At 34.4% G+C, this 11106-nt stretch carries 13 protein-coding genes and 1 pseudogene; 4 read left to right on the forward strand and 10 right to left on the reverse strand.

The window, feature by feature from the left end:
• Positions 1-126: 126 nt before the first annotated feature.
• Positions 127-1227, reverse strand: a complete 1101-nt coding sequence (locus tag ACHABW_RS24720; RefSeq protein WP_435759559.1) for a diguanylate cyclase — start codon at positions 1225-1227, stop codon at positions 127-129.
• A gap of 279 nt (positions 1228-1506) precedes the next feature.
• Between ACHABW_RS24720 and ACHABW_RS24725 the strand changes: the two genes are divergently transcribed.
• The 4 genes from ACHABW_RS24725 to ACHABW_RS24740 all read left to right on the forward strand — a co-directional run bounded on the left by ACHABW_RS24725 (position 1507) and on the right by ACHABW_RS24740 (position 3436).
• Positions 1507-1821: an ArsR/SmtB family transcription factor gene (locus tag ACHABW_RS24725; RefSeq protein ID WP_110934613.1), complete on the forward strand. Its 315-nt coding sequence runs from the start codon at positions 1507-1509 to the stop codon at positions 1819-1821.
• An 83-nt stretch (positions 1822-1904) separates the two neighbouring features.
• Positions 1905-2333: a DMT family transporter gene (locus ACHABW_RS24730; protein ID WP_435759561.1), complete on the forward strand. Its 429-nt coding sequence runs from the start codon at positions 1905-1907 to the stop codon at positions 2331-2333.
• Between the two features lie 11 nt (positions 2334-2344).
• Entirely contained in the window at positions 2345-2809 is a 465-nt protein-coding gene (locus tag ACHABW_RS24735; protein WP_435759563.1) for a DMT family transporter, read from the forward strand.
• A 207-nt stretch (positions 2810-3016) separates the two neighbouring features.
• The gene (locus ACHABW_RS24740) at positions 3017-3436 is read left to right on the forward strand and encodes a cytochrome-c oxidase (protein WP_435759565.1); all 420 of its coding nucleotides are present in this window, start codon (positions 3017-3019) and stop codon (positions 3434-3436) included.
• Between the two features lie 66 nt (positions 3437-3502).
• Here the strand turns inward: ACHABW_RS24740 and ACHABW_RS24745 are convergent, their stop codons facing one another.
• The 9 genes and pseudogenes from ACHABW_RS24745 to spxA all read right to left on the reverse strand — a co-directional run bounded on the left by ACHABW_RS24745 (position 3503) and on the right by spxA (position 10479).
• Positions 3503-4039: a flavin reductase family protein gene (locus tag ACHABW_RS24745; protein ID WP_435759567.1), complete on the reverse strand. Its 537-nt coding sequence runs from the start codon at positions 4037-4039 to the stop codon at positions 3503-3505.
• A 763-nt stretch (positions 4040-4802) separates the two neighbouring features.
• A complete protein-coding gene (wrbA, locus tag ACHABW_RS24750) occupies positions 4803-5414 on the reverse strand; it encodes an NAD(P)H:quinone oxidoreductase (protein WP_435759569.1) in 612 nt (203 codons plus the stop codon).
• A 201-nt stretch (positions 5415-5615) separates the two neighbouring features.
• The gene (locus tag ACHABW_RS24755) at positions 5616-6032 is read right to left on the reverse strand and encodes a DoxX family protein (RefSeq protein WP_435759571.1); all 417 of its coding nucleotides are present in this window, start codon (positions 6030-6032) and stop codon (positions 5616-5618) included.
• A 145-nt stretch (positions 6033-6177) separates the two neighbouring features.
• Positions 6178-6603: pseudogene (locus ACHABW_RS24760) on the reverse strand (alpha/beta hydrolase); the annotation flags it as partial.
• A complete protein-coding gene (locus ACHABW_RS24765; RefSeq protein WP_435759573.1) occupies positions 6600-7544 on the reverse strand; it encodes a ring-cleaving dioxygenase in 945 nt (314 codons plus the stop codon). The gene ACHABW_RS24765 and the pseudogene ACHABW_RS24760, both read right to left, overlap by 4 nt.
• A gap of 32 nt (positions 7545-7576) precedes the next feature.
• The gene (locus tag ACHABW_RS24770; protein ID WP_435759575.1) at positions 7577-8185 is read right to left on the reverse strand and encodes a flavin reductase family protein; all 609 of its coding nucleotides are present in this window, start codon (positions 8183-8185) and stop codon (positions 7577-7579) included.
• Between the two features lie 22 nt (positions 8186-8207).
• Positions 8208-9146 carry a ring-cleaving dioxygenase gene (locus tag ACHABW_RS24775; protein WP_435759577.1) on the reverse strand — a complete coding sequence of 313 codons (939 nt, stop codon included), beginning with the start codon at positions 9144-9146 and terminating at the stop codon, positions 8208-8210.
• A 159-nt stretch (positions 9147-9305) separates the two neighbouring features.
• Positions 9306-9767 (reverse strand): MarR family winged helix-turn-helix transcriptional regulator, encoded by a 462-nt coding sequence (locus ACHABW_RS24780; RefSeq protein ID WP_435759579.1) that lies wholly within the window; start codon positions 9765-9767, stop codon positions 9306-9308.
• 313 nt (positions 9768-10080) lie between these two features.
• The gene (gene spxA, locus ACHABW_RS24785) at positions 10081-10479 is read right to left on the reverse strand and encodes a transcriptional regulator SpxA (RefSeq protein ID WP_435759581.1); all 399 of its coding nucleotides are present in this window, start codon (positions 10477-10479) and stop codon (positions 10081-10083) included.
• Positions 10480-11106: the final 627 nt, after the last annotated feature.

Here is an 11106-nt window from a genome sequence, read left to right on the forward strand (position 1 = left end):
GACATATTCTTTTGCTAAAGCAAAAATATGTCGTTGATAACATATATGTGGTAAAAATAAGGAGAGGAAATTCTCTGACCTCACCGCTGTTATTAAATCCACTCTTCGTTACGCCAGTACCAGATATTACATTGAGGATTTAAAAATGGTAACTTGGTTTCTGCCTTTTTGTTTTGATTGATATAATGCCTTGTCAGCTTGTCCAATAAGTTCATCTAATGTTTTATTTTGTGAAGGAATGGTAACTCCAATTGAAATCGTTACATCCACATTTGGTTGAGTTTCTTCATTTTCAAAAATGTATTCTTCGACTTTCTTCCTAAAAGTCTCTGCAGTAGCAGTTACATCCTCTGCCGAAGTCACATTGGAATAACAAATAATAAATTCTTCTCCTCCGTATCGTGCGATCATGTCTCCTTTTTCAACACTTTCTTTTAGTAATTGTCCAATGATTCTCAGTACTTCATCACCTGCTGGATGTCCATTCGTATCATTATAATGCTTGAAATAATCGACATCAAACATACAAATAGAAATCGGCACTTTATGAGAAATAAGCTTATGTACTTCATTTTTGAAGTATCGTATATTCGGCAAATGGGTCATTGAATCATAATTTGACAAAAACTCTAGTTCTTTTCTTGACATAGCGTTTCGGTTAAAATCATTTAACATTAGTCCAATTCCCAGTATAGCGACAGTTGCAAAGAAGAACATTGCAATGGTTATCGAAAAAGTTATTGGTGTTGTCCAAAGCATTAATCCAGTTTTAATTACTTCAAATACTATAAAGCCTATAATCATATGTTTGATGTTAATAATAGTGTATGGATGATTTAACACCTTTTTATTATGAAATAAAGCTCCTATCAAAACTGGAAGTAAAATACCTTGGACGATTCCTTCTATTAAAGTAGGTCCTCCAAGAGAAAAACGAAAAATGCCGGGTAAGATAGCAGATAAAACCCCTAATTTCCACCCCCCTAAATAAGAAATAAAAAATAAAGGTACTTCCCTTAAATCCAGTCGCATTCCCTCAAGTAATAATGGATGAAACATAATCGAAAACGATAAAAATCCTATAAAAAGTGCACTTAACCACATGTAACGAAGAGGATTATCGATTTTTTGTAGAATAAATTCTTTTAATTTTAACCCTAGAAACATCAAAGCAATAATTAATGCCATGTTTTCTAGAAAGAAAAAAAATATTGAGTGTGAATACATATACAAAACCCCTAGTATCAGTGTCCGATATTATATTTCAGCAAATATAGGTGCAATGTCATTGATGAAATCACTGAAACATTGCTTTAATTTTTCTTAAAAACTCTATACTATCATTATCTTATTTTAGCATAAAATTAACCGATTTCTTTTTATGCCTACTTAATTCTATTTTTCTCTTCTATTTCCAACTAGTTAATCACTGTAGCCTTCTTTTGAAGAAAGCTAACATATCTATCTAATTGACATATCGAAAAATAACGATATATAATATGAACTATGGATCTAATCGATGTATTCAAGGCGTTATCAAACAAAACTCGACTTAACATTTTACAGTGGCTGAAGGATCCAGAGAAGCATTTTCCTAAACAAGGAGCTCACCTGCCAAAGGAGGTAAGTTATAAAGGGGGAGTATGTGTAGGAGACATTCAAGAAAAATCCCAAGCTTCTCAATCTACGGTATCTCACTACTTAAATATGATGCAGAAAGCTGGTCTTCTTGAATCTGTCCGTTATGGCCAGTGGACGTACTATCGAAGAAACGAAGAATTCATTCGTCAGGTTGCCGAATATCTTAGAACAGAAATCTGAGTTGGTTGATTTCTGTTTTTTATAAAACGATATATCGATTATTCTAGATATTTGAAAATAAAGAACTCAGGGGGATTCATTTAATGCGTTACATCTCATATATATTAGCGTTATTAGCAGGGGCAGCTCTTAGTTTTGAAGGAGCTATTTATGGTGAATTAGGGAAAACGATAGGAAAGTTGGAGACTAGTTTTTATAACTTTTTTGTGGGTTCAATAATTCTCGGATTACTTTGGCTATTCTTTGGAAAAGGTAAACTTTCCTATGCCGTTAAAGCACCTAAGTGGACACTACTTGGTGGTGTCTTGGGAGTTGTTTATTTAACATCTATTGTCATCAGTGTTCCATTCGTTGGTGTCGGAATAACTATGGTTGCTGTCATTATTGGCCAATTAGTAATGAGTATGGTAATTGAACATTATGGTTGGCTTGGAAGTAAGAAATTTAGAATCAACAAAGAAAAAGTATTAGCTGTTATTTCAATGATTATAGCACTTATTTTAGTTTACTAGGAGGTCTACAAATGAGTATATTAATGATTCTATTTACCTTTTTAGGTGGTATCACATTAAGCGCACAATCAGCTATAAATGGTACATTCAGTCGAAAAGCAGGAACAATCGAAACTACACTGTTAACTTTTCTAAGTGGAACATTGTTTCTAGCCATTTTAGTTCTTTTCTTTGGTCAAGGAAATGTGCTTGCCATCCTGGAAGTACCTAAATGGCAATTAAGTGCAGTATTTTTAGGCGTGTTGTTTTTACTTTTTATTATCGCCGCTGTTCCTAAAATTGGAGTCATTGCAACCAATATTACCGTTATCATTGGTCAGCTTGTAATCGGCATTGTGATTGACCATTTCGGCTGGTTCAATAGTTTAGTAATAAATTTAGATATGAAACGTTATTTTGCATTACTATTCATGATGATTGCTCTTTATTTTATTTATAAAGGGAATAAACGCTCTATCGAAGAAATCTCTGCGTAATATAGTTTAACAATTCAAAACGCTGCAATTAATAAAAATAAGATTGTAGCGTTTTTTAGTATTAACATAATCCTCACTACTAAGTGTTTTATACACCTTACTTCTATAATAGATTAACAAATTTACAAATAATACTTATATTAGGTGACTATTTCCTGTAGACTGTAATTGTTGGAAAATTTTGAAATATGGGAGGTCGTGTGTAAAATGAAAATAGGTATTCTTTTTCTTAAAATTGCTACATTATATTTCTTAGTGGGGATAGTTTTGGAGCTTGTTATGGAAATTATCCAAGATCACAGTTTAGCGGGAGCACACGCCCACATAAACTTAGTTGGTTGGGCTTCAATGGGGTTATTCGGAGTAGTATATGTATTATTCCCGAAAGCTGGTGAAACTCTTTTAGCAAAACTTCATTTTTGGCTTTTTAATATTTCCTTGCCATTATTTATGTTAGGATTAGCTTTTGTTTTAGTTGGAAATGAGTCGTTAATGATTCTTTTGCAAATTTTCCCTATCATCCTTGTAATAAGTGTTATCTTATTTTTTGTTAACGTCTTTTTAAACGTTAAAGAAGAAGGATTAAACCAAATTTTCAACAAATATCAAGACGCCTCTATGCAATAGAATGAAAGTCAGGCTGTTGAGAGACCTTTCTTAACAGCCTTTTTCTCTGTCCAGCATGGTAAATGCCTATAAATCAAATCCTTTGAACGGGAGAGTAATCGGACCCTTCCGGAAATGCTTCCTGTTTTCATCGGCTATATATTCAACATTTAGTGTTTTTTTGTCAGGATGTAACGCTTCACCTTGTACGATATCACCAATTGCAATTAAAAAATCTCCATTGTCAATTAGGGATGAAACCTTACAATCAAAATAAGCAACTGCATCCTTTAATATTGGGGAACCACTTTCTGCATAAATGAACTTATCTTTTCCAATAGCCTCAATCGTTTGATCACCGGAGAAAAAATGATCCGTAAATATCTCTTGATCTGCAGCAACCATACTTAAAGACCATACTCCAGATCGCTTTACAATCTCAGTACCTTCAAATTCCTTCGGAAAGCAAGTTAACATCCTAGGGGGTTCATGAGAGCATTGCGTTGACCAACATCCAAAATGAAAATGAGCACGTTTACCATCAGTGGTTGATACCAAGAAGACTCCACGAGATCTTAAATCGTAAATAGGACTATAAGGGTCTAGCTGTTGTCTTGAATCCATTTAATCGCCTCCAAATTGTCTTTAATAAAATTTAGCCAAACTGCCATATACTGTGGCTTATGTTTCCGTATCGATAACTTTGGTGTATGTTGCATTTCGTTCATCATCAGCTGCACCACTAGGATAGAAAATTGGGACGAAGTGCACGTTTCCATATGTGACACTGCGATATTTGCTGCTGGAGTTAAAGAATTATATATGAAAAGAGGTTCAAGATCCCACTTGTTTCAAATACCTTGCAACGACTAGCTGCATATGAATAACTCTTGCGTGAAAAATTGAAAACATAACTTCGTTTCCTAATATGGATATCCGTCGTTTATAAGATAACAAATTCCGTTGTAGATTGTCAACGATTTTGTTGTTAATATGTAATTATGTTTTCTATTAGAAAACATAAAGCAAGAAATTACAAATTTGTGTACAAGTGAGTAAGTATGTGGTCGTAATTATAAGTAGCTAATAAAAGTAAGTAATTAACACTCTTCTAAAAACTCTTAGACTAGTCCTACCCGTTTAAATAAATTTTTAAATTGTTTAATTGTCTCTTCGTCCAGCTGAGTATTACAGCTTGGATTTGTATTATAAACCGCATCGTCCTGTCCAAGTGTAAATATCGCATCATTAGGTATTGATATTATTCCAAATTAGTTCAAGTGTATCTTCGCCTAATTCTGATACGACTCCACTATGAATAGCCATTCAAGTCCATCCTTTCAATTAGAAAAAGCCAATCAATAAATATTGATTGGCTCTCTATCTATTATTGATTGCCTTTTTTAATCCACTCTGCTACCTGTACTGTACGCTTTGCTTGGTATTTTGCAGATTCTTCTACATCTTCTTGCATATTACCGTCTTGACCTACAGTTACACTTACTCCGTATGGGTTACCACCTGAAGCAAATTGAACTGGATCTGTGTAACCAGGAGAAGCGATGATCGAACCCCAATGATGCATTGTGTTATATAAGGCAAGAATCGTTGCTTCCTGTCCGCCATGAGCGTTGCTTGCAGAAGACATCGCACTTACTGCCTTGTTTGCAAGTTTGCCATTAAACCAGAGACCACCAGTTGTATCGATGAATTGTTTCATTTGTGCCGGCATGTTACCAAATCTTGTCGGTACACTGAAGATGATTGCATCTGCCCATTCAAGGTCATCTAGTGTTGCTTCTGGAACATCTTTCGTTTCTTCCACATGGGCTTTCCAAGCTGGATTTGAATCAATTGCTTCTTGCGGAGCAAGTTCAGGCGCTTTTAATACTTTAACTTCTGCACCTGCTGCTTTACCACCAGATTCAGCCCACTTTGCTAATTGATAGTTTGTTCCTGTTGAACTGTAATAGATAACTGCTAATTTAACATTTGACATGTTATTCGTCTCCTTTGTATTTCCAAATAGTTTTTCTAATAATCCCACAACAATACACCTACTTTTCTTTGATTTCTTATCTACTTACTCTAATAAGAATCACCTCCATTGAAAATAAGTGATTCAATGTTATCTTCTTTTTACCTTTGTTAGGATATTTTATTACAAATCTCAATTCTGCTTTTATTCCATTCGAGATTATTAAGCTGACTTTGAAAATGAACTATTGCTTTCTTGACCTCTAAAGAAAAGTTGACCAAGAGATAATAACTTGCTTCCACTTAATAACAAGTGAACAGATACGATAAGTAATACAAGATCGTAAGCATATCCACCTATGAAGCCTACTGCTAATTGCACTGTAATAATGGCTCCAATTAATATAAGTGCGAATAATGCGGAAACAATTCGAGTTCCTATACCTAATATTAATGCGATGCCTCCGACCAGTTCAATTGTTGCAACAACGTAAGCGAGAAAACTAGGTATACCAATACTATCAAACCAACCTGCTGTATTCTCAATCCCACCTAGAAACTTATCAGACCCATGAGCTAAAAATACAATCCCTAACACAACTCGTAATAATAATGTGCCAATTTCATGTTTGTTATCCATCAAATTAATTCCCCTCCAAATGTTTATATATTATTTCTAATTCATATACTATCATAAAGTTTATTACTAACTCAAGGTAAATAGCTATATTTTTGTAAGTTTATTTAATTTTGTTAGTTTATTATTAACCCTAATTATCGACTTAACCTTTCCTACCCGTAATTTCGATACCTCTTCTCGGTACCATTGGATGATGAAGGATTGCACACTTTACGGCATTTTCATAGTGAAACAATAAACTTGCTGCAATATTCGCTCCATTAGAGTAACCAATTGCAATAATATTGTTTCGATCAAAATTGTACTTTTCTGCTGCTTCATCAAGAAACTTATTCAATTCTTTCGTCCGAAAAATAAGGTCTTCTTCATCAAATACGCCCTCAGCTAACCTTCAAAAAAATCGAGGCATCCCATTTTCTAAAACGTTCCCTCTTACACTTAATACAGAAGCTTCATCATCAATTTTTCCCGCAAGAGGTAATAGGTCTAATTCATTTCCTCCTGTTCCATGAAGCAATAATAGCGTTGGTTTTGTTGTATCTTTTCCTTGATTAAATACGTGTTTCATCATTTATCCCCTTTCAATGTACGGACCTCAATAGGTGGTAAGGTCTCTTCTAATTCGTGTCGTTTTGATTCTAACCAAGATGGTAACATCAGTTTTTCTCCTATAGTGTTCTTTGGTTCATCTACAGTAAAGCCTGGGGGATCCGTTGCTATTTCGAAGAGAACCCCTCCTGGTTCATGAAAATAAAGGGCTTTAAAGTATTTCCGATCAAGTATTTCTGTCGGATAATATCCCCTATCCTGAAGAAGTGATCGCCATTTAAGCAGATCCTCTTCATCCTTTGCTCTAAAGGCTATATGATGAACTGTTCCTGCCCCCATCAACCCACGAACAGATGGAGTTAGTTTAATATCAATGTTATTTCCTATCAATGCTTCAGATGTAAACCTTATAAAGGACTCCTCCTGCCCTGCAAAATCGAACCCTAATACATTTTCAAGGACATCTGCCGTTTTGTGAGGTTGTGCGGAAATTAACGTAGCTTCACTGAACCCCCTAATCGAAAAATCAGATGACATGTCACCAATGTTCCAATTATTGATTGGTCCTTGATTTCTTTCTGTTAATTCTATTTCAAGACCATCTGGATCTTGGAATTGTAAATACTTCTCTCCAAAACGGACAGATGAAATATATTTAACACGAAATTTTTTCAAGCGATCCTTCCACGACTCAAGAGAATCCTTTGGAATGATGTAACTAGTCGATCCGACCTGTCCTGTTCCTATTCGTCCTTTTAACTGATTAGCCCATGGAAAAAATGTTATCACTGTTCCTGGTTGACCCGACTCATTGCCAAAATAAAGATGATACACTTCTGGACGGTCAAAATTAATTGTTTTTTTGACAAGCCTTAAACCGAGTACTCCTGCATAAAAGTCAACATTTCGTTGAGCATCATTAACCATCGCAGTAATATGGTGAATCCCCACTGTCTTTTGCACTTAATTCTCCTCCTTTCCTGTTTGTTTCAGATCTAATTAGGACGATCAATAGAAAACATTTCACCAATTTTCGCATAATTCGTTCCAGCTAATCGGCTAACGGCTGCTAGTCCCCTTGGATCTACTCTTCCATGCTCATATAAATCATTTTCAATATGAAATTGAACGACTCTTCCAATAATAAAATCACATCCAGGGGTATCTAATCCACCTAATTCTAAATGATGCTCTAACAAACATTCCATTCTAATTTTCGTTTCCTTAATGCCTGGCACAGAAATCTTGGTACTATCTACCGGAGTAAGTCCCGCCAGTTCAATTTCACTTTGATTCGGTGGAAGATTTGCCGCAGTTTGATTTACTTTTGCTACATTTTCTTCGTCCACTATATGGACAACGAATTCCTTTGAATCAATAATATTTCTCGTTGTATCCTTCTGTCTCCCCTCTGGACGTTGTATAGATAAAGAAATCATCGGAGGATTGGATGAAGCTATATTAAAGTAGCTAAAAGGGGCACCGTTCAACACCCCAGCACTCGAGATCGTCGTAACGAAAGCGATCGGTCTTGGAATAATACTTCCAATTAAAAACTTATAATTTTCTCTTTCAGTTTGAGTAGATGGGTCAATTGATAGCATTGAATTCATCCTTTCGCAAAAGTTAATCTAATTCTTTGACTTTAAATGGAAAAACGATCTTTTCAATTTTTTCTCTATGATGTTCATACTGTTCAGGCAACAACAATTTTTCTCCCATCGTCTCTTGGGATTCATCGTGAGCAAATCCTGGGGGATCTGTTGCAATTTCAAATAGTATTTCCCCATGCTCTCTAAAGTAAATAGCATTAAAATAATTTCGGTCCTGAACAGGTGTGACACCATATCCAAAACTTTCAACATACTTTTTCCATTCCAGTTGATCTTGGTCATCAGTAGCTCGCCAAGCAATATGGTGTACTGTACCTACACCCATTTGTCCTCTGCCGATGGTTGTTAATTTTAAATCAATGACATTTCCTATATCACTAGAAGAACGGAAACGAACAAAATCCCCTTCTTTTCCGATTTTCTCAAGCCCCATTACTTTCTCCAACAATTCAGCCGTTTTGTTTGGCTGTTTTGATAATAGAGTTGCTCCACCAAAGCCTTTAATTGCTACATCAGGTGTGATTTCACCAAAACTCCATCTATTCATTCCACCTTCTGCTCTCTCTACTATTTCCACATGAAGTCCATGTGGGTCATCAAATTTCAAATATTGTTCTTCAAACCGTTCCGTTTTTGTGAAAGGAACTTTGAACTTTTCTAATCTTTTTTCCCAAAATTCCAGCGCCCCTTTTGGAACAACATATGAAGTGACCCCAACTTGACCGTCACCAATTTTTCCTTGATTTGCATCACCCCAGGGAAAAAACGTGATAATTGTTCCTGGTTTTCCTCCTTGATCGCCGAAATACAAGTGATAAGTACCTGGATCATCAAAATTTACAGTTTTTTTAACTAAACGCAACCCTAAAATACCCGCATAAAAATCTACATTCTCCTGTGGATGACCTACAATTGCTGTGATATGGTGAATGCCCATTGTTTTTTTACTCATTTTTTACACTCCCTTTATTTAATAAATATAGTATGACTTCGCTTAAACGCTTAAATTCCAGCAAACACCTTTTATACGTACATACTTAATTATTACACCTGTATATTATATATGGCACGAAATGATATATTACTAATTCGAGATAAATATTTAAAAAAATTATACATCTACACCTTGGGCATGATATCCTAACTTTTTCAACTGTTGAATCAAGTTCTCTTTTTCATTAAAATCTAATCCATCACATATCTCTTGAATCGCGTCTCTATGTTTTGGAAAAATCTCCTTCATTAATTCAGTACCTTCAGATGTTATAGCAGCATATGTGATACGGCGGTCTTTTGGACAAGGTTTTCTCTCTATTAAATTTTTCTTTTCTAACTTATCAATTACATACGTAATACTACTGCTTGCAATCAAAACTTTATCGCTGATTTTTTGGATTGGTTGATCTCCCTTGCTATAAAGTAACTCAAGAACTGCAAACTCAGTTGGATTTAGTCCAAAACTTTTTATGTCTTCTTCAACACGCTTTTTTATTGACTGTAATGCACGGGTTAAAACAATAAATAATTTTAAAGACAAATCCTCTTCAATTTGTAGTTTCTTTTCAAATTCCATTCTTCTCATTCCTCTTCAACTATCTCGAATTCGATATAATCGTATAATAACCTATTTCTTAGTGTCAAGAAGTTTTAAGCATGATTTGTAAGGAGTAAATAGTCGTTATATCAGTAAGCAATGTAAAATTGGCTTAAATTAATTAACTGGATGTAAGATGTCTACATAACAGGATACCCAGGTGTATCTGTAAAAGAAATTGCTAAGGGTTCAAGTACACTTTCCAACCTGTCTCTAAAAGTTTCCAAGTAATTACTATATCCTCACCTATTATTGAGATACGCTAGCACATAAGTTGACAACCTCCAAATAATCAATTAATGACCATTTTGTAAGCCTTTTGAAGATTAATTGTCCGAACTTTACGTGGCAAGAATCTTCTAATATCATCTTCATTATACCCACCGTTTAATCTTTTTTCATCAAAGATAGTCGGTCTTCGTAGTAACGAGGGATCATCTCTAATAATATTATATAATTCTTCTAGTGAAAGAGATTCCAGGTGTACATTCATTTTCTTAAAAGTTCTCAATCTTGTAGACACTATTTCATTCGTACCTTCTTCTGTTAATCGTAGAATTTCTTTAATCTCATCGATCGAAAGTGGGTCAGTGAAAATATTTCTTTCAGTAAAAGCAATTTGATGTTCTATCAACCAAGCTTTTGCTTTTCGGCAAGAAGTACAGCTTGGGGATGTATATAAGGTAACCATTGAGAACACTCCTAAAAATGACTATCTTTTATTAAATAGTGATTAATAAGAATCACCTTCCTGCTATCTTTGGCATTTTTCTTTAATGCACTTAGTTGATATATCTCCAATTAACCATATTGGGGTAAAAAATATTATATTACTTAAACAACATTTCTACAATAACCTCTTTTCGACCCTATTACTATCCTCATTAAACATATTTTTAAATATTATTATCTCAAATTGATATATACTTAATTCGAGATAATTTAATTATAAACAATATGAATGATTTGTCAACCCTTTTTATATTTAACAGTCTTTTGCATCTGTACAGTCAAAAATGTTTGTTTAACGTATAAGAGAGAAGGAGTGAAAATCTTTTTCTATTTTTCTGTTTTTAAATAAGCCATAAATTTATGATCATTATCGTTTATAAAGGTATGCTTTTAGGACGTGTCTAAAAACACATCTATTTGCGTTTATATGGTTAAAAATAATTTTAAAACGTTTAAAAAATCACTGTCACCTTTTAGTATAGAGTGCTTCTAACATATCGGAATTTATTACGTTAGAATATTCAACCCAAAAAGCCGGTCCCTATAAGAAACCGGCTTTTTGGGTTTATCAAACAATCGCGCCCGT

Origin of the sequence: Salipaludibacillus sp. CF4.18 (assembly GCF_051262595.1) — a bacterium.
GTDB lineage: Bacteria > Bacillota > Bacilli > Bacillales > Salisediminibacteriaceae > Salipaludibacillus > Salipaludibacillus neizhouensis.

Coding starts and splice junctions, on each gene's coding strand:
- spxA (WP_435759581.1), bottom strand. CDS start 10,479: ATGGTTACCTTATATACATCCCCAAGCTGTACTTCTTGCCGAAAAGCA.
- ACHABW_RS24770 (WP_435759575.1), bottom strand. CDS start 8,185: ATGCTATCAATTGACCCATCTACTCAAACTGAAAGAGAAAATTATAAG.
- ACHABW_RS24780 (WP_435759579.1), bottom strand. CDS start 9,767: ATGGAATTTGAAAAGAAACTACAAATTGAAGAGGATTTGTCTTTAAAA.
- ACHABW_RS24735 (WP_435759563.1), top strand. CDS start 2,345: ATGAGTATATTAATGATTCTATTTACCTTTTTAGGTGGTATCACATTA.
- ACHABW_RS24740 (WP_435759565.1), top strand. CDS start 3,017: ATGAAAATAGGTATTCTTTTTCTTAAAATTGCTACATTATATTTCTTA.
- wrbA (WP_435759569.1), bottom strand. CDS start 5,414: ATGTCAAATGTTAAATTAGCAGTTATCTATTACAGTTCAACAGGAACA.
- ACHABW_RS24755 (WP_435759571.1), bottom strand. CDS start 6,032: ATGGATAACAAACATGAAATTGGCACATTATTATTACGAGTTGTGTTA.
- ACHABW_RS24775 (WP_435759577.1), bottom strand. CDS start 9,146: ATGAGTAAAAAAACAATGGGCATTCACCATATCACAGCAATTGTAGGT.
- ACHABW_RS24720 (WP_435759559.1), bottom strand. CDS start 1,227: ATGTATTCACACTCAATATTTTTTTTCTTTCTAGAAAACATGGCATTA.
- ACHABW_RS24730 (WP_435759561.1), top strand. CDS start 1,905: ATGCGTTACATCTCATATATATTAGCGTTATTAGCAGGGGCAGCTCTT.
- ACHABW_RS24725 (WP_110934613.1), top strand. CDS start 1,507: ATGGATCTAATCGATGTATTCAAGGCGTTATCAAACAAAACTCGACTT.
- ACHABW_RS24745 (WP_435759567.1), bottom strand. CDS start 4,039: ATGGATTCAAGACAACAGCTAGACCCTTATAGTCCTATTTACGATTTA.